The following is a 19,619-nucleotide window of genomic DNA, read 5'->3' on the forward strand; positions in this document are numbered from 1 at the left end:
CGGCGATCTCCGGGGGAGCGACGTTGAGGGCGGATGCGGCCGTGCGCCATGCTTCCCCCATGAGCAGCACAGACCCGGCCGACGACCAGGCCGGTGGGCGTGGGAACCAGGCCGTGACCGGGCTGCGCCTGCGGGGACGGGACCGCGAGATCGCGGTTGTCCGTGAGGCCCTGGACGCGATTCGTGGCGGACGGAGCGCCTGTGTCGTCGTGGAAGGCGCGTCCGGAGTCGGCAAGAGCCGGTTGCTCGCGGAGCTGGACGGGATGGCGCGGCGGTTCGGGTTCGATGTGGTGTCGATACGGGCCGATGTGCTCGACCAGTACGCGGCAGGAGCCGCACTGCTGTCCGCGTTGCAGTCCTCCGACGGTTCCAACCGAGCCGCCGCAGCCACCGACGACCAGCGGCTATGGCTGCTGGACAGCATCACGGACGCTCTGGAGGACCGGGCTCAGCGCGCCCCGGTGGCCGTGCTTGTGGACGACGCGCAGTGGGCGGATCCGGCCACGCTCTTCGTGCTCCGCACCCTGCCTGGACGACTGGCCGCCTCGCGGGTCCTGTGGGTCCTGGCGGTCCGGTCGGACACCGAGCGACCGACCGTGGCCAGGGTGCGGGAGGACCTCGAACGCCTCGGAGCCCGATGGCTGACCCTCGGCCCCCTGCCACAGCAGGAGCTGCAGTACATCGCGGCCGATGTCCTCGGGGCGAGCCCGTCACCCGGTCTGGCCAGGCTCCTGCGAGGCGTCGGGGGTAATCCCTTCCTGGCGATTGAACTGGTGCGCGCTTTCGCCGACACGGATGCCGTCAAAATGGAGGCGGGCGAGGCGAGCCTCCTGCACGACGGCATCCCCATCACTTTCCGGCGGAGTATCGCCGGACGTCTGGACCGGCTCCCGGAAGACGCCGTGCGCCTGCTCCAGATCGGGTCGGTCCTCGGTCGCGAATTCGACCTCGGCACGGCCGCCCGAATGCTCGGCAGGCATGTCGGCAGCCTGCTGGCCGGCGTCGAGGCCGCCCTGAGCGCCGGTCTGCTCTCGGCCGACGGCCCGCGACTCGCCTTCCGTCACGACCTCATACGGCAGGCCGTCCACGAGAACCTGCCTCTGGCCGTACGGACCGCTCTGCACCGGGAGGCAGCCGACAGTCTGCGTGTCATCGGTGCGCGATCGGCCGAGGTGGCCTGGCACGTCGTCATGTCGGGCGGCCCGGTCGACGACGATGCCGTGACCACGCTGTCCACCGCCGTACGGGAACTGTCCTCGTCGGCCCCCGACGCGGCTGCTGACTTGGCTCAGCGGGTCGCCGGACTGCTGCCCCCACAGGACCGGCGTCGCATCTCCCTGCTGACCGACGCCGCCAAGTACCTCGGCCGGACCCGCCGGGTTCACGAGGCGCTCGACCTGGTCGACGCCACTCTGCCGGAAGGTCTTGAGCCACTGCAGGAGGCATACCTGCGCCTGGTGGCCGCCGAGATCCACCAGGCCGCGGGCGACGACGCCGCCGCGATGACACACCTCGAGCAGGCCCTGGACCTTCCCGCGCTGCCGCCCCACGTGCGCGTCCGGCTGCTGAAGACCAAGGCGACGGGCCACGTGTACCTCGGGGACATCACCGCTGCCGAGCAGACCGACACCGGCCTGGTCGAGGCCGCCTACCAGAGCCACGATCCGGCTGTCGTCGTCAGCGCCATGGTGTTCCAGTCGCAGACATTCTTCTACCGCGGGCACCTGGCCCGCGCCCTCGAGCTTGCCGAGGAGGCCACCCGACGCGCCGGCGCCCAGTCCGCCGCGCTCTACCTGCGGCCCCCGCGGATTCCGGCGCTGTGGCTGGCCACCGTGCTGACCAGCACCGACCGGCTCGCGGACACCGAGCGGATTCTGCGGGAGGGACAGCGCGAAGCGGAGGCGCTGGGCCTCGGCTGGTCACTTCCCCACTGGCATGCCGCCCGTGCGTGCGCACTACTCGAACAGGGAGCGCTGGACGACGCGGCCGTGGAGGCCGAGGCCAGTCTGATGGTGGCGGACGAGCTCGAGATCACTCTGCCGAATCCGCAGGCCCGCTCCGTGCTGGCATTGGTGGAGATCAGACGCGGTGACCTCGCCAAGGCCAGGGACCACCTCCGCGCCGCGGAAACCGGTTCCGGCACGAAAACGCAGCGGTACGGTCCTTGGGTGTCTCTGGCGCGCGCCGGTCTGGCGGACGCGGAGGGCGAAGACGGCGAGGCGGCTGCGGCACTCACGGAAAGCTTCGCAAGCCGTGAGCCGACGCGGCTGCTTGCGGTACCTCTGTCCCACTGGCCCAGGATCGTGCGCATCGCGCTCGGGGACGAGGACCCTTCGGTCGCACAGGCCGTGTCCGGCGCACTGCACAGCCTGACTGCACAGGACGAGAGCCGGCAGATCATCGGGGCGGTCCGCGCCCACGTGGACGGCCTGCTCGACCGCGACCCGCGTGCGCTGGTGTCCGCCATCACCGGCTACCGGAACACCGGCAGGCCGTTGGCCCTGGCGGCGGCGTGTGAGGACCTTGGCGAGCTCATGGCGGCATCGGCCGATACGACGCCGGCGATCCCGTACTTCGAAGAAGCGGGTCAGCTGGCGTCGGCCTCAGGAGCCAGGCGCGATCAAGAACGGATCCGGCGGCGCCTGCGCCAGCTCGGCGTGCGCACCGCCCCCGTGCGGAACCACACGGCCAGCCCCCAGGGGTTGGGAAACCTGACCGAATCCGAGCAGAAACTGATCCCGCTCGTCGTTCAGGGCCTCACCAACCGGGCCATCGCCGACCGGCTCTACGTGTCCGTGCACACCGTCAACACCCACATGAAGCACATCTTCACCAAGCTCGGCATCAACTCGCGGGTCGAGCTGACCCGGCTGGCAATCGAGCGGGGCACCAGCGCCGACGCGGCCGACTGAGCGGTGCACCCACCGCGAGGCACGGCGGCAATGATCCCTTGAATGGGTGACGCACGGCTCCGGCATCGTTCGTGATGCTGGATGCAACGCCGTGGCCTCCGGCACGGCACCCTCATTCGCCCCGCCGGACCACGACTCACTCGACTCCATCAGTGAGTTGATCACAATCGGACGCTTCAGCGACCGAGTCGTGCCGCTCGCGCACACCCGCGCCGCGTACGAGGCGCGCTCGAAAGGAGCACTGGCGTGGCAAGGCCGTCGCCCATGTCGCCGACCGATAGTCAAGCGCAGCCCGGAGCGGTCGGGCTCGGCGCTCCTGCCAGCAGCGAGCGCAAATACCGTGGCCAACTCCGGGCTGTTGTGACCGCGAGCGCGGCCCCGCACGGATACACACTGGCACTGTGGACCGCCACCGCGGTGACGTCGTCCGAACAGGGCGCCCCAGGGGCAGCTGAAGTCCTGGCGCTCCTTGCCGGCGCGACGCTCGCCTTCGTCGCGTTGGCCGCTGCCGCCCACGGAACTGCCCCCATGACGCCGGACTCGTCCGCCCACGCCGACACGCGGATCTGGGCGGCCTTCCATCTGCCCATGGCGGCTTGCGCCGCGCTGGTCAGCCTGCTGCTGACACGGTGCTGCTCAGGGCCCCTCTTGTGGGGGCTGGTCGGTACGACCACGACTGCCGTGTACCTACTGGGTGTCAGCGCCCAGTTCCTCTGCTTTGCAGTTCGCCATGACACCCAGCAGACACAGACACTCACCCACCAGGCTTGAGCTGACGTCTACGACCGCCGGGCGTTGCTGGTGTCTGTCGCTATTGATGTCAGCCATGGATGTCAAGTGCCCCGCCGGTGCGGCGACTGTAGACGGCAAGGTCGGTTCCGGGTACCGGAGCCCGGGACAGGTCCAGGTAGCACGGGTGGTCGGGGTCACCAAGTGGTCACTGGGCAGGGGAGCCGTAAGAGGTCGTCTCATTTGGTGAGTCTGCGGTAGCAGATCAGGGTGCAGGCGATGCTGGTGAAGGCGAGGAAGTGGTCGGCTTTGCGTTCGTAGCGGCGGTGCAGGCGCCGGCACCCGGCGAGCCAAGCCATAGTGCGTTCGACGGTCCAGCGGTGGCGGCCGAGTCGTTGCCAGGACTCGACGCCCTTGCGGGCGATGCGATGCCGGATGCCTCGGCCGGATAACCATCGCCGCAGGTGGTTGTAGTCGTAGCCCTTGTCGGCGTGGAGTTTGTGGGGTCTGCGCCGCCGACGTCCTCGGCGGGAGCGGATCGGCGGTATGCCCTTCGCCAGCGGGATCAGTGCCTGGCTGTCGTGGGTGTTGGCGCCCGAGATACCGATGGACAGGGGCAGGCCGGTCCGCTCAGTGATCAAGTGGATCTTTGACCCGTACTTGCCCCGGTCCACAGGATTCGGACCTGTCAGCTCCCCCTTTTCTGGGCCCGCATGTTCACCGAGTCGATCGCGCACCGGGACCAGTCCAACTTGCCGCAGGAACCGAGTTCGTCGAGGACCAGGCGGTGGAGCTTGGCCCACACTCTGGCCTTCGTCCACTCGGTGAAGCGCCGGTGAGCCGTTGCGCCGGAGGGACCGAACGATGCGGTCGGCAGCTGCTGCCACGTGCAGCCCGACGTCGCCACGAAGACGATCGCGGCCAGAACTTCCCGGTCGCCGTGCCGACGCCGGCCACCGCCCTGAGGCCGCGACGGTGCCTCCGGAACCACACGCTGGAACAGCTCCCACAACTCGTCCGGCACCAGCCGTTCAACGATCCCCACCATGACGGGCAGCCTACCCAGCCAAATGAGATGACGTCTTAGATGATCGTCAAGGCGTGACACCTCGCCTTGCGACCAGGGACTGCGCGGAGACCGCCGCTACGCCACCTGGTGGGACACCCTCGTCGCGGGCCGACCTGTACCGCTCCGCGCCTTCCGGCGGCTTCTGGAGAACAGCGGACAAGCGATGAACCACGGCATCAACACTGGAAATTTCGATGAAGGCAGGCTGGCGAGGAACATCATGATGTGGTGTCAGTTCCCCTTCTTGGCGCTTCGTTCGTGCTCTCGGTGGCCGCATGGCGGGCAGCTCATCCCCACTGCGCGGACGACTGCATCATCCACCCCGCCGCGGGCCGCCGTCAGAACTCCTCGTCCTGGTCCTCGTCTTCGTCGGGTTCGGGTTTGGGTTCGCGGGTGTACGCGAGGTCGAGGACTAGCGTTCGTTGGCGGGGGTCCTTCTGGCTCATCACGAGCTCGACGCGGACCTGGGTGAACACGGTGCCCTGGTGTTTGCCTGCCACAGGGCCGGCGTAGTCGAAGCGCACGTCGGAGTAGAAGGCGTCGACCTCGGAGTACTTGATGTTGATGGTGGAGGGCTGGCGCAGAGCAGCTTCGCGCTCGGCACTCGATCAGCACATCCCTGTCGAGGAACTGCACAAATGCGCCTGCATGGCCGGGAGTTGATCACAGAAGGATCACGTTCAAGGAGATGATCTTCCGCGTGGTCTGAACCACACGTGAAGCTTGGCGTCCCCTCCGGGCGGCCTCGCGAACGCCTCACACCAGGAGTGATCCGTGCGTTCTTCTCTCAGTATGACTAAGACTGCGGCGGTTGTGGCATGCGCCGCCCTGCTACCGCTCGTCGCCGCACCAGCCGCGTCCGCCGAGGATGCCGTCGGGGGCAAGCAAGAGGGGATCTCCGTACAGGCCATCGACAGCTACCTCTCGGGCGTGCGGCCCGGCTTCCAGTCCAGCAAGACCGACATCGGGACAGCCCCGACGATCATCGACTTCTACGACTGCAGAACCCCGGATCACGGGTACGTCGACGAGTCGACGTCGGTTCAGCTGATCAACTACAACTACACCACTCCGAACGAATACTGGGAGACCAAGACCTTCACCGCCTGCTTTGACGGAGGCCAGTCCCACGGAGAGTGGACCGGGAGGAAGGGCGATGACCTCTTCTTCCAGATCGAGTCGGTGAACGGGAGTACGAACGGTTCCGGCAGCGGACCGACGCTGAGCGTCACCCGCGTGCACATGTGGTGATCTGAGGCAGCTCAGGGCCCGCACCGAACCGGTGCGGGCTTTCACCCCCCCCATCGTTCAGAGAGCCCACACCATGCCCATCGGCTTCCACTCGGCCGCGTTCGGCTATCGCCGCCGCAGTCCGGTCATCCGAGACTTCACCTTCGCCTTCCCGCCCGGCCGGACCGTGTTCCTCGGCCCCAACGGCGCCGGCAAGTCGACGGTCCTGTCCCTGGCCGCCTCCGTGCAACGGCCGCAGGCCGGCACCGTCGCCTACGGCAGGCGCAGGCCTGACCGGCGTGGCGACCTGGCCGAGTACCGCCGGCGCATCGCGTGGCTGCCCCAGCAGATCGAATCGGTTCCCCGGCTCACCGCCCGCGAACAAGTGGCCTACGTCGGCTGGCTGAAAGGCATGAACCGCCGGGACGCCTGGGACGCCTCTCTCAAAGCCCTCGAGCGTGTCGAACTCGCCGACATGGCCGGCCAGAAGGTGCGCCGGATGTCCGGCGGGCAGCAGCGCCGGGTCGGCGTCGCCCAGTCACTGGTGCACGAGGCCGAAGTCCTCCTGCTCGACGAGCCGACCGTCGGCATGGACCCGCGCCAGCGACGCGTCTTCCACGAGATCCTCGGCGGCCTCGACCAGCACGTGCTGCTCTCCACCCACGACGTCGCGGATCTGGAGGACACCTACGACCACGTCGTCGTCCTCAACGGCGGCGTCATCCGCTACGCCGGTGCGGTACGCGACTTCCTCGCCCTGGCCCCCTCCGGCACCGCGCCGGGCCGCCTCGCGGAGGCCGCCTACTACGCCACCGTCCAGGAGGAGGCGGCGTGCGTATAACAACGGCACTGCGCACCACCAGCGTCATCTGGATCGCTCCTTTGGTCCTCGCCTGGGTGTGGCTGGTCACCAGCCACGAGGCGGCGAACGAGCCGGCCTACTGGGCCGGCAACACCGCTCTCGTCGGACACACTCTCCCCTTCTACGCCCCCGCCTGCGCGGCCTTCGCGGCCTGGGAGGCCGGGCGCATGAGGAGGGCGGGCGTCCACCGACTGGCGGCCGTGCGCGGCAGATACACCATCGCGATCGGCACGCTGTGGCCCGTGGCGCTCCTCGGCGTGGCCGGGGTCATGATGTGCCTGCTGACCGTACGCCTGGAGACCGGCGCCGCACATGACTGGCCCCACCTGGGCGTGCTGGCCATGGCCGGATACCTCATCACCGCCCACACAGTCCTGGGCTACGGACTCGGCATGGTGCTGCCGCGGATCCTGGCCACGCCCCTGATCCTCGTGGTCGACTACCTGTGCCTGGTGATGCCCGTCACGGTCGTCGACCCGATGTGGCTGCGGGAACTGACCGGATGGCTCGCCGCCCCCTACGGGGACGTCACCACCACCATGAACCCGGTGGCGCTCGTCGTACCGATGGTGCTGGCCACAGGCTTTTTGGCGGCCGTCCTGGCCAGCGCGGAGATCGCCCGGTGGCGTCGCACCCGCGCCGTGCGCGTCGCAGCCGCGGCCGCCGCGTCCCTGGTCTGCCTGAGCGTGTTCACCGTCGCCGCCATCCTGCCCGTACGCGACTGGAACGGCGACCCGCCGCTGCGCGCCCGCACCGACCCGCCCGTGTGCACCGGCGAGGCCCCCAGGATCTGCGTCCCCCTGGAGGCGTCCGGCAGCCTGGATCAACTGGCCGCCACCGCCAAGGAGATCGTGCCGCGCCTCGTCGACGCGGGCCTGGAACCGCCGCAGGAACTCGCCTTCGTCTCCGAAGCGGCCGACATCGATGCGCGGACCTGGCGTCTGTTCCTCCAGCGGGACATGAGCGACATCGATGTGAGAGCGAGCATCGCGGCGTCGGCGCTGCCGACGATCCCGCCGTGCCCCACCACCTCCGACACCCGCACCGGCCATGCGGGCACGCTCGCGGCCTGGCTCATGGTCAAGGCCGGTATGGACGCCGACGAGATCCAGGGTCAGTACAGTCAGAAGCTGGCCGCCGACCCCCAGGTGATGTCCGTGGTGGACAGGGAGACCAAGCGGTCGTCCGCCGAGCAGTTGTCGTGGTTCACGCGCAACGTCACACTGCTGCAGCACTGCAAACCCGCTCCGGAGACCATGCCGGCCGTCGCCAGGACGCGGGGGTGATCCGATGCACCTGTGGCTGAGAACGCGACAGATCCCGGTCCTCACGGCCGCTGTCGTGGCGTACGCCGCACTGACCGCGGCGGCCGGGGACACGCTGGTCGACCTGCCTTCCCTGGGCAGCGGCGCCGCCCGGCCCCTGGTTCTGTTCGCCCCGCTCCTGGCCTGCATGGGGCTCGCGCTCTGCCTCAGCAGCAGGCTGCCCGCCGCCGAGGCCTCGGGCAGCCGTCCCGTTCCCCGCTTCGACCAGGCACTGATCCTGATCACCGTCCTGGCCACGGTGGCCGTGGCCTACACCGTCACTGTGCTCCTCGACGCCCCGACCGCGAACACGGCCGGCCGCAATACCGCGTTCTTGGCCGGGCTGATGCTGTGTGCCCGGCGGGTGGCCGGTTACCAGGCGGCCGCCATCACTCCCGCCGCCTGGGTGATCACGATGATGCTCATCGGCAACTCGGGCGGCAACGGTCAGCCCCAGCCGTGGTCGGTCATCCTCATGCCCCCGGACCACCTGCCCGCCGCACTCACAGCCACCGTGATGCTGGCCCTCGGCACAGCCTCGGCCCCGGCCGCCCCGATGCTCCGCGACGCGAGCTGAGTCGCACCGGAGCATGTCGTCACGGTCCTTGCGGACTTCTTTCTTGCTCCGGCCACCCGTCGGGCGGCCGGAGCAAGAAAGAGCATCACCGACTCCACCGGGGCCGTCCCCGCAGCCGCCCGATACCCCAGCGCAGTGGGCGCCTGTGCCCGTATCGGCAGGCGCCCGGACCGCCGTCGCACTGCTCGGTTGCGCCTTCGTGAGGGCCGTCGCCGTCCGAACCCGTCGAGCTGCCCCCGGCGGACAGCCGGACGTACCCCGCGAGCCGCAGCTGATCGCCGCCAACGCCCTGCCACGCGTCAGGCGGAGAGATCGGGCGAACGCGCTCAGCAGCCGGCAGGCTAACCGTCTTCGTTTCTTCCCGTCCCCGTGGCGTCGGACCACACCGCAAGCTCTCTTCCCGGCAACGACACGAACCGCCAGCCGCCCGGCGCCGTCACCTGCCAGGCTTCAAACGACGGGTCTGCCCTGCAAGTCAGCTGCTGTCCAGTGTCGAAGACCAGCCGCAGCGAACCCGTCTTGAAGGCTACTGCCGACACGATCTTCGCGCCGAACAGGGCCAGAGCCGCCGCGACATCCTGCCGCCCCGGATCCAACACATGCTGCGGAGCCTCGCTGCCAGCCGGCCCTTGAGAAAGCAAGCATGAGCCCTCCAGGACAACCCAGCACTCCGACCCCAGCAGAAGCGACAACTGGTAGTCGACATTGATCTTGGTGACGGCCAGATGCCGAAGACCCAAGATCCACCGGTCTTCATGCTCGGCGAAGACGGATTCATGCACCCCCGCACGATGCACTGCCGCATTCCGGCAACGCCACTCAGATCCGCCTGGCAAGTCTCACCGCTGCCCCCGGGTGGCGCCAATCACGGGTGGTCAACCCCTGCCTCGCGCGCAGGTGGGGCCAAGACCCATTCCCAAACGGGGCCGCTACTCATCCGTGAGGGCACACGCGGCTCAGAGCGCGATTGGTCGGTACTTCAGAGCTTCGTCGGCACCGCTGCGCCCCATCCACCGGACACACCCCATACACTGTCACCCTGCCGTCCGACACAGCGATCCACCGATGCTCGGCCGGCACCAGATGCGCCTCCACCGTGATATCCGGCTCCAACAGGACCGGGTCGTGCTCCAACGTCATCACCCGCTCCTGCGGCAACCCACAGAACGGGCACGTGAACTGCCCGGCGCCTAAACGCCGTTCCCCCTCGAAAGCCCCCATACCGCGAGCCTGCGACCCCACCCGGCCAGGCACACGCCGGCAACCGGACGGGAACCCTGCGCCCCCGGAGACAGACCGCGGCAGACGTGGCGACCCAGGTGGAGCCCGGAACCACGTGGCACACCAGCAGCGGCCGAGCAGGCGGTCTGGACACGACAACGCCTCGGACCGCACACCCCGGCCGAACCCACCTGCACAGGCCTGCAGGAGAGTGAGGAAGTGGTCGACGTCGGGGGAGCCGCCGTTCTGGCAGCAGCGCCCGGTAGCCCGGCCCGGGTCGAAAATCCGGACCGCCACCTCGGAATCGGATCGAGGAGGGCGAACATCGCGAAGGGCCTCGGCGGCAATGTCCATGAACCGCCGCAGCAGCAGGTCGTCGCCGGTCAGGTGCTAGGTGCGGGCGGTGCGGTACGCCCTCCACAGTTGGTCCGCCTCCGCGCAGCGCTTGTCTCCGTGTCCGCAGTCGTCGCATGTGGTGGCGTGGTCGATATAGGCGCGGTACGCGGTCTGGATGCGGTGGTACGTGCCGGTGCTGGCGACCCGCTGCATGCGGCCGGACGAACTGCCGTTGTCCTGCCATTCCCACCGGGTGCCGGTCATGACGCACCGCCGCGGCGCTTGGGGTGGGGATGGTTGTGGATCTCGATGCTGCAGTCTGTCGCACGAGACGGGTCCCCGGCCGTGATGGCTTGGGCCCGCTGTCGGGCCAGGGCACTGCAGACGCCGCAGTCCGGCGCCGGCGGGGGCGCGTCGATGGGCATGGCGAGCGTGACGGGTGGGCTCATGGTCGTCTTCATCCGTGTTTCCTTCGCCGGCGTGGGCCAGCCCAGACGGTGCGCGGCGTGTGCACGGGCAGAAGAGTGGGCTGCCGCTGAGCACGACGCTACGAGCGCGGTGTGCGGCACTTCCAGCAATGTGCACCGATGTACACGCGACTGGTTTACGCCCTTGAACTGCTGTATCTGGCACAGGATGGTGGTGTACATCCCTGAACACGACGAACGCCGGAGGCGGCCGTGGACCTACAGTTCATCGGGATCGACCCCAACACCGGAGACGGCGAGAGTCCCACCGTGTGGGTTGACCGGGAGAAGGAAGAGCTTGTGCTCCAGGGTTGGAAGCCGAGCCTGCAACTCGAGGCGGCGTGTGCGGAGTTCGAGATCCCCGGACATGCCAGGGGGATCCCGGAGCACGAGGCAGTGATCCGGATTCCGGCCCGGATGACACCCATGATCAGGGAGGCATGCGATGCCCTCGAGCGTCCCGACGTTCGCTGAGCTTCTCAGGTCGGCAACGCACTCGGCCGTCCACCTGGAGATGCGCGACTCCTACGCCGTTGACTACGAGAAGGGCCCGTTCGCCCAGTGGCGGGGCGGCTTCCGCCACGATGTGGCCGACCGCGCTTCCTGGTGGCGTCCCTGGCTCGATCTCATCGCGGCGACGGTGGCCCGCCACGTCGTGGTGCGCCGCGCTCGCATCGTCTCCGAACCGGTCAGCGAGTACATCCGCTACGAGTACTCGGGCACCTTCACCAACGTCGCGGCGGGCGAGCAGGTGCGGTGGCTGCCACGCCGCCAGGCATCCGATATCGCGCTGCCCGGCAACGACTTCTGGCTGATCGATGACCGCCTCGTCCGCTGGAACCATTTCACCGGCGACGGGGCCTCGGCGGGCGGGGAGATGAGCGACGATCCGGCCGCGGTGAAGCTGTGTGCCGACGCCTTTGAAGCGGTGTGGGCGCGCGCGATCCCCCACGAGAACTACAAGATCAGCTAGCGCGAAGGTGACCAGACCAGCTCATGCCCCTGTCTCCGTCCTCCTCGGCCCAGGCTGCCCGCGAAGCAGTCGCCGGGCGCTTGCGGGAACTCCGTGCCGATGCCGGGATCACGGGGCCTGAGCTGGCCGCACGCTGCGGCTGGAGTCACCCCAAGACCTACCGGATCGAGGGCGCACGCACGCCCCCGTCGGCAGACGACATCCGCCGATGGTGCGAGGCCTGCGGAGCAGCCGACCAGGCGCCGGACATCATCGCCGCCTCCCGCAACGCCGAGTCCATGTACGTGGAATGGCGCCGCAGACTGCGCACCGGACTCAAGCAGCTGCAGAAAAGCTACGTGCCCCTGTTCAAGTCAACCCGACTCTTCCGCGTCTACTCACCCACCCTCGTGCCGGGCCTCCTGCAGACTGAGGGGTATGCGAGGGGGCTGCTGTCCCGCATCACCGAGTTCCGCGACATCCCCAACGACGTCGCAGAGGCCGTTGCCGCGCGCCTGGACCGCTCCCGGATCCTCCACGAACCAGGACGCCGCTTCCTCCTCGTGGTGGAGGAGGCTGCACTGCACCACCAGGTCGCCGACGCCGAAGCGATGGCCGCCCAACTCGGCTACCTGCTCACTGCCGGCGCACTGCCGGCCGTGTCCCTCGGCGTGATCCCCATGTCGGCCCAGGCTAGGCCCATGTGGCCTGTGGAGACGTTCCACATGTACGACGACAGCCTCGTATCGGTGGAACTCCTCGCAGCGCGGGTGACCGTCACCCAGCCCAGCGAGATCGCCCTGTACACGGACGCGTTCGAACGGTTGCAGGGTATGGCCGTGCACGGCGCCGACGCCCGCGCCCTGATCGTGAAGGCCATCGACGCCCTGCACTGATCCTGGCACGACGAAGAGCCCCCTTCTCCCTCTGAGCGGCAGGGTGCGGCGAACAGTGTCCGGACTGTGCAGGCGGTGCGGGAAGGGGACGGAGCGACGCATTGGTCAGGCACTCGGGATACCGAGCGGTCGAGTGTGGAATATGTGCTAATCATTTGAATCGGTGAAAGTACTTCGAGCCGTGGCTTTTTCGCGGTAAAGATGCAGGTCGCGAAGTCTGCTCCCCGCACGCGCGGGGATGGTCCCCGGGCTCGGATCGTCGGAACGCTCATGCGCAGCCGGAGACTTGCGGGCACCGAAGCCGCAGGCTCACCGTCTCGGACACGCGTCGACGCCCTGCCCGGGGCCGTCGACTTGGAGGCTGACTGGAGGAGTTCTCCATGCTCCCCGGCGAACCGTCGCTGCGGGGCACGCACATGCTCTGCCTGTCGCAGCGGAACACTTGGTGTGTGGGACGTGAGACCGGGGATGAGGGTTGCTCTGTGGTCTGTCGCTTTTGATGTGACGTCACTCATGGCTCGGTTCGTGTCAACCTGCTTTGCAGACAGGCGAGTTACCAAAATCGACTATAGGTTCCCTTGTGACCATTCTTGATCGTTCCAGGGGGAATCTTGTCGCGTTCACACGCGAGGCGACTGGCTCTGGCGTGCGCCGGTGCCATCATGCTTACTGTTCTCGGGGGTGCTGCGCCGGCCAGTGCCAGCGCGCCCAACCAAGCCTGCAGCCTTCTCTACAACGCTCGCATCACCTACTGGGCGATGACCTGCAGCGAGCCGGGTGAGCCGATGATCGGCGGGTTCGCCACCTGGCGGAACGTGCCGATCACGTTCGACCACGCGGACACCGGCTCCGCGACCGTGCAGGCGTCGAATTACCTGCGGGTCACGCCGAACACCTCGAGCAGCCCGGACGGGCCCAACATCGAGATCGGCCTCTACGCGCAGAAGACGGGGAGGACTACCAACAGTTACGGGCCACGCTGGACGGAGCTGTCCAGCAGCGGCGGACGCACCAAGGCCATCACGGCCGGGGTCGATCCGAACAAGCCGAACAAGCGCAACCACACCTACATGACCGTGCGTCAGGACCACGGCAACCCGTGGGATGTGCTGTACGACTTCAACAAGGCCGGTTCCACCACCAGCCAGCTCAAGGTGCTGGGCGGCGCGACCAACCGGATCGACGTCGGGCTTGAGGTCACCGGCCCCCAGTACATCGACGTGCCGGCGATCTCGAACCGCATGCAGTACATGACCGGGAACAAGGTGTGGGAAAGAGTGGCCACGCGCAACGTGGCCAAGTCGGTCACGCTCCCCGCCTGCAGCTCGAGCAGCAGGCCGCCCTCCTGCTTCACCAACAAACTGACCGATAGCACGACCTTCACACAGTGGACGGTGAGCAAGCCCCGCCAGCACGCCGCCGCTCTTGCCGCACCGGTTGTCGCGGCCATCAGCCTGCCTGCCACGTTCAATGGCGTGGACCAGCAAGCTCTGCAGTCCTGCATGGACGACGACCCTGACAGTTGTCTGACCTCCGTACCCGGCCTGGCCGAGTGCGTCACCACCGCGCGGATCTGCAATGCCGCCGCCCTGCAGGACGCCGCTGCCGATGACACCACGACCGATCCGGGCGTGACGGCCGCCGACATCCGCGACCAGGCGGCCATCGCTTTCGACGTCCCTGCCGGCGATCTCGCTGTTGTCCCACCGGCCCTGCCGACGGGACCTCGGATCAGCCGCTCCGAGGCTGACGGCAGCAGCGGCGGCGCCTGGGCAGTGACCTCGACGCACTCCACTCCCGGCCTGCAGCACACCGACCAGCGCTTCGACGGCTTCGCCGCCCGCTACTCCGCACGCACCGGCGCGTTGCTGGAAGCCTGCTGGGGCGACCTGTGCGACGCCTCATGAACGCCGCCACCGGCTTCGGTGGACATCCGTCCGCTCTGGCCCGCATGCAAGGAGCTCTCACGTGAACGCCCCGATCACTCTGGCCCGCTTGGCCCGCGGTGTTGGCACTGCCACCGCCCTGGCCCTGCTTGCCACGGTCACCACAGGCGCCCACCCTGCGCTGGCCGCGGATGACACCGCATCTACACCAGCCGGCTTCGTTGACGCCGTCTCTGTCCCCGCAGAACAGCTGCAAGGCTTCGACCAGCTCGTCCCCCTGGGGGACTACCTGCACACGCACAGCACCAGCAGCCTCGTCCGGACCACGGCTGATGACCCGGCTTCCCCTGACCCGGACTTGAAGCAGCAGTGCGCAAGCCACGCTGCCCAGGCCAAAGCCACCACGGGCTGGATCAAATCCCGCTTCGAAAGCTGTCAGAAGCGCCCCTACGACCTGGTCCTGCGTGACACCCGAGGAACCACCACCCTCGGCCGTCTCAAATTCGACCAGTGGATCCTCGGCTTCTCGTACGACGGCAGCCGCCGCGTCGACTACATCGCCAGCATCGAGAACATATGGGTCCAGCCCATCCCCACCGAAGACGCCACGAAATGGCGCGTCGGCCAGCACTTCCGCCAGAGCATCAACGCCTCCACCAGCGACCCGAACCCCCAGGTGACCGAGCCGCAGACCAAGGAACGGGACGAACTACTCGGCGCGTGGGACCGCAAACCCCAGTGGACACTCACCTACACCTCACCCGACAGGGGACCCCTGTTCGAGCAGGGCAACCAACAGCGCGTCTACTCCACCGTCGTCATGGACCTGACCGCCAGCTCGCCCAATTCGACTCCGTACACAGGTGGCGTCGACAACTACCACTCGAGCGTCCGCTACGACTACGCCGGCAAGCCCGCAGGCAAATACAAGGGCACCGTCTTCACTGCCGCCCGCGTGGAGTTGCTCATGAGCCAGAAGGATCCCGAAGCCAAGGAAAGTGCCCTGCACATCTATGACGCCCTGAACCGACCCGAGCGCACCTTCCCCTCATGGCCCGGCAAGACGATCCCCGGAGCGAAGGAACCCCTGCACCGGGTCATTGATCCGGACAAGGTTGACGCCAACCGCAAGAAGTCCATCCACGAATGCAAAAAGGTCTGGGGGGACTACACCGGCAGCGGCCTGGAGTGCGACGAGTACCCCTTCGCCTCCACCGAGGAAGGCTCCACCAAGGGAGACAACCGCTTCTCCGTCCGGCTGATCGATGGCCCGGACAACCGCAAGGGCGGGAGTACATCAACGCGGTGTACACACTCAACCGGGTACTGAACGGTGACCCCTTCTACGTGAAGATCACGAACTAGCTGAAAGGCTCCGACTGGCCATGGCGCTACTCGCCGAGCATCACGTCACCGCAACCCCCGGCCGCCGCGTTCTGGAGGTCTACGACGCGGACGCCTTCCTCGGCGACAGCGCCGCCCTGGAGGCCGCAGAGGCGCAGGTGGTGGCGGGAAACGGCTACCACCTGTACTGCCTCAGCCTGCAACCCGACATGCCCGTCCGGATCACTATCCGCATCTGGGACACCCCACCCGAGCCGCCGGACGACGCCGAAGGTCACGTCGACATCAGCATCGAGTCCGAAACGGGCATCCTCGTCGTGGGACAGCTCGACCGCGGACCCGCCCCCGACGACGTCGTCCTTCCCCGCCCCGGCGTCTACGAGGGCCACGCCTGGTGGACCGACCGGCAAGCGGCAGGCGCCTACTACGACACCACCATCTCCCAGCTCCCCGAAGACGCCCCCGACAACTGGCTCACCGAGGCCTGGAACAACTGCCCCGCCACCGAACGGTACGTCTTGGACCTCGCCTACATCCGGGAGCCCGAACCCGTCGACGACGACGATGACGATGACGACGACTGGGCTTAGATCGGCGGCGGGAGTTGACCAGCCGGCCGCACCATGTAGTCAAGGCCGGTATGGCCCTCGCGCGCGGAGTGCCGAAGTGTCATCTGAGTCGACGCGGCTGGCATCCTGAACAGGTAGGGCTGCCCCGCGCGCTCGTCGGCCGGGTTCGGGCGCGGTGCACGTGCGCGGCGCTGGCCTGCTGTACCGATCTGGGCGTGCGCTACGATTGATCTTGAGCTGGTCGGCGGGAGTCGTACCGGTGGGTGATGCGTTGGTGGTCCAAGGAAAGACGTCCCGCTTCCTGCGGGGAGATGCAGGTGCAAGGCCTGCCCGGCGCTCTGCGAAGACCCTGTCCCGTTCCGCGGGGCAGGGTCTTTTTCGTCGCCTCGAGCCACCTTCACGTCCACTTGGTACGTCGACCGACCAGGCGCCCGTCGGCGGCCCGCGGCATCGGCAGACCCGCCAGCACCTGCCGCAGCCGCGGCGCATCCACCTTCCCGCTGTTCAACGCCTCGTACATCGCGCCGTGACCGCGCCGGTGCTCGGCCACCAGCGTCAGGTCCACCAGCGAGGTCACCGGACCGTCCGCGCACAACAACGCGTCGACCAGCTCGAACAACTCGTCCCCGCGCGTGGTCAGGCAGTCGAACAGGTCTTCCCGGAAGCGCGACGCCTTCGCGAACGCTTCCCCGGGACCGGCGTCAGGCAGCAGACTCACCCTCACGGCCTTCGTCTTGATCAGTGCAACTTGGTCGGAGCACATGATCAGACGAGGGCTGTCCCGGCGTCGGCGGGATTCCCGGCTGAGGGACCAAGTTCGAGGGCCATTCGCACCGCTGGATGGGGCCGGGCTGGCGGGCTGCACTCGTGGCCCTCAACTGATGCCTGGACGCCGGTTGGGCCGTAACCACCCCCGCGCAGACCAGGGAGGCTGCCGTTCTTCGGTGCTGGCGGCCCCGGTACCGGCCCCATCGCCAGGACCCTATGCGATGACTCTGACATCCCAGCCGGACCTTAAAGAACAAGCTGAGTGCCTGTTTGACGTTGCCCGGAACGTAAGCGTTCCGGGCAGCGTGCGTGGGCGGCGGCTGCGAAGCTCCTGGGTGAGGTGCAGGTCTTGGCCGGGTCAGGCCGCGGATGTTGGGTTCGCTGATTCGGCGGCGCGGCGGTATTCAGCGTTGATGCGCTGGGCTTCTTCGAGCTGGTCTTCGAGGATGACGATGCGGCAGGCGGCCTCGATGGGGGTGCCGTGGTCGACGAGTTCCCGGGCGCGGGCGGCGATGCGCAGCTGGTAGCGGGAGTAGCGGCGGTGGCCGCCTTCAGAGCGGAGCGGGGTGATGAGGCGGGCTTCGCCGATGGCGCGGAGGAAGCCCTGGGTGGTGCCGAGCACTTCGGCGGCCCGGCCCATGGTGTAGGCGGGGTAGTCGTCGTCATCGAGACGGCCGTACGAGTCGTCTGCTGTCATTGCACCTCTCTGCGGAACGCATGGAGGGGCCCTGGCGCCATTGGCGTCAGGGCCCCGAAGGAACTGCTACACCATCTGCCGGCCCTGGTACTGCGCCGACCTGCTGTTTCCGCAGACCCGACCTGGATGCTGTCGGGGGTGCGGGGATCGCGGTTGCTTGACCGAAGACCACCTCACTATCGATGTCCTGCGGTACCCGGGCTCAAGACTTCCGCCCGGGCGATCCTGATGGCGCTCGGCTCCTCCGTTCTTCCCTCGGTGTTCAACTACTTACCAAACGGGGGGGACTGCGTACTGCTGGTATTGCTCTACTGCGTACTGCTGGTGATGCGAACCGCTCAGTGGCCTACGACAGCGCCACTCTTCGGCAGCCAGCCCCGTCGCCCGTCCTGCGTCTGCTCTGGCTTAGAACCCCACTGCCGAACTTCCCGGTGCGCGCGTCCGCAGCCGACGCCTTCACCGAGGTGCTGCTCACTGACTTCACTGCTGGGTACTGCGAACTGCACTTACGGGTAAGGCCACTGCGTTGACTGCAGCCTTGCTCACGGCGACCCCTGATCACTGCGGGTCGCCCGGTCCGGTTGTCAGTCCCGTCGCCGTCCTGCAACATCCCTGGCTTCGCAACTCCACCACCGCACCGTCCTGCGCACTGCAACTGCGTGTACTGCTGGCCGGCAGTTCGTCTCTGCCAGGCCCCGTTGATCTCGGCTACGAGAGAAACCATAACCAGGCAACCATCCAATGTCTACTCCAGCCAACATAGATTTCCGTGTGTCCGCCGGTGAGGTAATCGACCTCGAGCAACGACACGGTGAGACGGGCTGTGCTGGGCAGGCGGGTGGGACACAAGCGGGGTGGCTCAGGAGGTCGTCGTCGCGGTCGACGGGGCGGGCCAAGGTTGTGCCGGGGGTGCGGTGGGCCGTTGATGCCGTCGGCGAAGTCGACGGCGGTGTTCTGTGAGTCGGCCTGCCGTTCGAGGCACTGGCGGCGGATGCGTCGGGCGAGGACTCGGACCGGGGCGGTGAAGGCCGGCGTGATGGCCTCGTGTCCGCAGTGCGGGGTGGCGTGGGCGGTCGGGGTCGACCGCCTGGCCTCGGCGGTGTTCTGCTCTCCCGCCTGCCGCAAACGGCCCGGCGCGCGCGGTCGGGCGAGGCGTGAGCCTGCCCATTGGATGGATGCGGGGCCGCTTCGGGCGCCGGGGCCGTACGCCCACCTCGCAAGCGACCGCAGTGGCCCCTCGAGACGTTCCACGTGTACGACGACACCCTTGTGTCGGTGGAATTCCTGTCGGCGGAAGTGAAGATCACGCAGTCCTCGGAGATCGTCCTCTACCTGAAGGCGCTCGAGCAGCCTGGGCCGACATGGGGATCACGCCGAGGGCCACGGCTGGCAGTGCGCCGGTGGTCAGCAGATAGCCGAGCTGGGCGGCCATCGCTTCGGCGTAAGCAGGACATACCTACGCGGTACAGGTGCAATGAGGAGGGCGGCTGAGCGGCTCACATCGGAGCTGCTCAACCGCCCTGCCGGTGCTAACGCCTCAGCAAACCCTCAAAGGATGAGGACTAGCGGAGGGTGCGGAAGCCGTTACGCATCTCGTTGACGAGGAGTTCCGGCTGCTCCCAGGCGGCGAAGTGACCGCCCTTGGGAAGCCGGTTGTAGTGGACGAGGTTCGGGTAGGCCTGCTCGGACCAGCTCTTCGGGGACTCGTAGAGCTCGTCGGGGAAGACGCTGACGGCGACCGGGATCTTGACGCCCTTGGCGCCGAAGAACGGGGTGGTGTTCTCGGCGTAGAGGCGGGCG

18 protein-coding genes and 4 pseudogenes are annotated in these 19,619 nt (G+C 67.9%); 13 read left to right on the forward strand and 9 right to left on the reverse strand.

Going from position 1 to position 19,619, the window contains the following annotated elements; genetic code table 11:
• Positions 1 to 59: 59 nt before the first annotated feature.
• Both H305_RS0136650 and H305_RS0136655 read left to right on the forward strand, forming a co-directional pair.
• Entirely contained in the window at positions 60 to 2,912 is a 2,853-nt protein-coding gene (locus H305_RS0136650; protein WP_028804828.1) for a helix-turn-helix transcriptional regulator, read from the forward strand.
• A 360-nt stretch (positions 2,913 to 3,272) separates the two neighbouring features.
• Complete coding sequence (locus H305_RS0136655) at positions 3,273 to 3,683, forward strand: hypothetical protein (protein ID WP_037766503.1); 411 nt, start codon at positions 3,273 to 3,275, stop codon at positions 3,681 to 3,683.
• A gap of 197 nt (positions 3,684 to 3,880) precedes the next feature.
• Here H305_RS0136655 and H305_RS0136660 read toward each other — a convergent pair.
• Together H305_RS0136660 and H305_RS0136670 are read right to left on the reverse strand one after the other, a co-directional pair.
• Positions 3,881 to 4,689, reverse strand: a protein-coding gene (locus tag H305_RS0136660; RefSeq protein ID WP_107440179.1) for an IS5 family transposase whose coding sequence is annotated in 2 segments (ribosomal slippage) — positions 3,881 to 4,341 and positions 4,341 to 4,689 — 810 coding nt in all. Because the reading frame shifts where the segments join, the coding sequence is not laid out codon by codon here.
• A 359-nt stretch (positions 4,690 to 5,048) separates the two neighbouring features.
• Positions 5,049 to 5,210, reverse strand: coding sequence for a hypothetical protein (locus H305_RS0136670; RefSeq protein WP_158690646.1), 162 nt, complete (start codon positions 5,208 to 5,210; stop codon positions 5,049 to 5,051).
• 292 nt (positions 5,211 to 5,502) lie between these two features.
• Between H305_RS0136670 and H305_RS0136675 the strand changes: the two genes are divergently transcribed.
• The 4 genes from H305_RS0136675 (at position 5,503) to H305_RS48140 (ending at position 8,683) form a co-directional block, all read left to right on the forward strand.
• Positions 5,503 to 5,961 carry a hypothetical protein gene (locus H305_RS0136675; RefSeq protein ID WP_158690647.1) on the forward strand — a complete coding sequence of 153 codons (459 nt, stop codon included), beginning with the start codon at positions 5,503 to 5,505 and terminating at the stop codon, positions 5,959 to 5,961.
• Between the two features lie 73 nt (positions 5,962 to 6,034).
• Positions 6,035 to 6,781 (forward strand): ABC transporter ATP-binding protein, encoded by a 747-nt coding sequence (locus tag H305_RS0136680; protein WP_028804834.1) that lies wholly within the window; start codon positions 6,035 to 6,037, stop codon positions 6,779 to 6,781.
• On the forward strand, positions 6,772 to 8,088 hold the full coding sequence (locus tag H305_RS0136685) for a DUF7224 domain-containing protein (RefSeq protein WP_158690648.1): 1,317 nt from the start codon (positions 6,772 to 6,774) through the stop codon (positions 8,086 to 8,088). The genes H305_RS0136680 and H305_RS0136685 overlap by 10 nt, the downstream gene beginning before the upstream one ends.
• A gap of 4 nt (positions 8,089 to 8,092) precedes the next feature.
• Positions 8,093 to 8,683: a hypothetical protein gene (locus tag H305_RS48140; protein ID WP_051371379.1), complete on the forward strand. Its 591-nt coding sequence runs from the start codon at positions 8,093 to 8,095 to the stop codon at positions 8,681 to 8,683.
• 341 nt (positions 8,684 to 9,024) lie between these two features.
• Here the strand turns inward: H305_RS48140 and H305_RS48145 are convergent, their stop codons facing one another.
• From H305_RS48145 to H305_RS0136700, 3 genes are all read right to left on the reverse strand, one after another.
• Positions 9,025 to 9,465, reverse strand: coding sequence for a DUF6188 family protein (locus H305_RS48145; protein ID WP_037766506.1), 441 nt, complete (start codon positions 9,463 to 9,465; stop codon positions 9,025 to 9,027).
• A gap of 151 nt (positions 9,466 to 9,616) precedes the next feature.
• Complete coding sequence (locus H305_RS56195; protein WP_324608132.1) at positions 9,617 to 10,258, reverse strand: DUF6083 domain-containing protein; 642 nt, start codon at positions 10,256 to 10,258, stop codon at positions 9,617 to 9,619.
• 36 nt (positions 10,259 to 10,294) lie between these two features.
• Positions 10,295 to 10,504 carry a hypothetical protein gene (locus tag H305_RS0136700; protein WP_028804836.1) on the reverse strand — a complete coding sequence of 70 codons (210 nt, stop codon included), beginning with the start codon at positions 10,502 to 10,504 and terminating at the stop codon, positions 10,295 to 10,297.
• Between the two features lie 416 nt (positions 10,505 to 10,920).
• Here H305_RS0136700 and H305_RS0136705 point away from each other — a divergent pair, with 416 nt between their 5' ends.
• The 6 genes from H305_RS0136705 (at position 10,921) to H305_RS0136730 (ending at position 16,375) form a co-directional block, all read left to right on the forward strand.
• Entirely contained in the window at positions 10,921 to 11,181 is a 261-nt protein-coding gene (locus H305_RS0136705; protein WP_028804837.1) for a hypothetical protein, read from the forward strand.
• Positions 11,153 to 11,680 carry a DUF6879 family protein gene (locus tag H305_RS0136710; protein ID WP_028804838.1) on the forward strand — a complete coding sequence of 176 codons (528 nt, stop codon included), beginning with the start codon at positions 11,153 to 11,155 and terminating at the stop codon, positions 11,678 to 11,680. The genes H305_RS0136705 and H305_RS0136710 overlap by 29 nt, the downstream gene beginning before the upstream one ends.
• A gap of 23 nt (positions 11,681 to 11,703) precedes the next feature.
• A complete protein-coding gene (locus H305_RS0136715) occupies positions 11,704 to 12,555 on the forward strand; it encodes a helix-turn-helix domain-containing protein (RefSeq protein ID WP_028804839.1) in 852 nt (283 codons plus the stop codon).
• 662 nt (positions 12,556 to 13,217) lie between these two features.
• Positions 13,218 to 14,462 carry a hypothetical protein gene (locus tag H305_RS0136720; RefSeq protein WP_234021379.1) on the forward strand — a complete coding sequence of 415 codons (1,245 nt, stop codon included), beginning with the start codon at positions 13,218 to 13,220 and terminating at the stop codon, positions 14,460 to 14,462.
• A gap of 61 nt (positions 14,463 to 14,523) precedes the next feature.
• Positions 14,524 to 15,771 carry a NucA/NucB deoxyribonuclease domain-containing protein gene (locus H305_RS48150; RefSeq protein ID WP_234021380.1) on the forward strand — a complete coding sequence of 416 codons (1,248 nt, stop codon included), beginning with the start codon at positions 14,524 to 14,526 and terminating at the stop codon, positions 15,769 to 15,771.
• Between the two features lie 55 nt (positions 15,772 to 15,826).
• Positions 15,827 to 16,375, forward strand: a complete 549-nt coding sequence (locus tag H305_RS0136730) for a hypothetical protein (RefSeq protein ID WP_028804841.1) — start codon at positions 15,827 to 15,829, stop codon at positions 16,373 to 16,375.
• 400 nt (positions 16,376 to 16,775) lie between these two features.
• Here H305_RS0136730 and H305_RS48155 read toward each other — a convergent pair.
• Together H305_RS48155 and H305_RS0136740 are read right to left on the reverse strand one after the other, a co-directional pair.
• Positions 16,776 to 17,072, reverse strand: a pseudogene (locus H305_RS48155) (transposase); the annotation flags it as partial.
• A 408-nt stretch (positions 17,073 to 17,480) separates the two neighbouring features.
• Positions 17,481 to 17,819, reverse strand: coding sequence for a MerR family transcriptional regulator (locus H305_RS0136740; RefSeq protein WP_028804842.1), 339 nt, complete (start codon positions 17,817 to 17,819; stop codon positions 17,481 to 17,483).
• 1,215 nt (positions 17,820 to 19,034) lie between these two features.
• Between H305_RS0136740 and H305_RS55315 the strand changes: the two are divergent.
• Positions 19,035 to 19,169, forward strand: a pseudogene (locus H305_RS55315) (DNA-binding protein); the annotation flags it as partial.
• Between the two features lies 1 nt (position 19,170).
• Here H305_RS55315 and H305_RS55320 read toward each other — a convergent pair.
• Together H305_RS55320 and H305_RS0136745 are read right to left on the reverse strand one after the other, a co-directional pair.
• Positions 19,171 to 19,257, reverse strand: a pseudogene (locus H305_RS55320) (transcriptional regulator); the annotation flags it as partial.
• A gap of 124 nt (positions 19,258 to 19,381) precedes the next feature.
• Positions 19,382 to 19,619, reverse strand: a pseudogene (locus tag H305_RS0136745) (epoxide hydrolase); the annotation flags it as partial.

It is taken from the genome of Streptomyces sp. 142MFCol3.1 (genome assembly GCF_000424945.1).
In the GTDB taxonomy this organism is placed as follows: domain Bacteria; phylum Actinomycetota; class Actinomycetes; order Streptomycetales; family Streptomycetaceae; genus Streptomyces; species Streptomyces siamensis.

Excerpts from the sequence above, each read along its gene's own strand:
- H305_RS56195 (WP_324608132.1), bottom strand. The coding sequence starts at position 10,258 with ATGGACATTGCCGCCGAGGCCCTTCGCGATGTTCGCCCTCCTCGATCC.
- H305_RS0136650 (WP_028804828.1), top strand. The coding sequence starts at position 60 with ATGAGCAGCACAGACCCGGCCGACGACCAGGCCGGTGGGCGTGGGAAC.
- H305_RS0136675 (WP_158690647.1), top strand. The coding sequence starts at position 5,503 with ATGACTAAGACTGCGGCGGTTGTGGCATGCGCCGCCCTGCTACCGCTC.
- H305_RS0136680 (WP_028804834.1), top strand. The coding sequence starts at position 6,035 with ATGCCCATCGGCTTCCACTCGGCCGCGTTCGGCTATCGCCGCCGCAGT.
- H305_RS0136715 (WP_028804839.1), top strand. The coding sequence starts at position 11,704 with ATGCCCCTGTCTCCGTCCTCCTCGGCCCAGGCTGCCCGCGAAGCAGTC.
- H305_RS48140 (WP_051371379.1), top strand. The coding sequence starts at position 8,093 with ATGCACCTGTGGCTGAGAACGCGACAGATCCCGGTCCTCACGGCCGCT.
- H305_RS0136710 (WP_028804838.1), top strand. The coding sequence starts at position 11,153 with ATGCCCTCGAGCGTCCCGACGTTCGCTGAGCTTCTCAGGTCGGCAACG.
- H305_RS0136720 (WP_234021379.1), top strand. The coding sequence starts at position 13,218 with ATGCTTACTGTTCTCGGGGGTGCTGCGCCGGCCAGTGCCAGCGCGCCC.
- H305_RS0136740 (WP_028804842.1), bottom strand. The coding sequence starts at position 17,819 with ATGACAGCAGACGACTCGTACGGCCGTCTCGATGACGACGACTACCCC.
- H305_RS0136700 (WP_028804836.1), bottom strand. The coding sequence starts at position 10,504 with ATGACCGGCACCCGGTGGGAATGGCAGGACAACGGCAGTTCGTCCGGC.
- H305_RS0136730 (WP_028804841.1), top strand. The coding sequence starts at position 15,827 with ATGGCGCTACTCGCCGAGCATCACGTCACCGCAACCCCCGGCCGCCGC.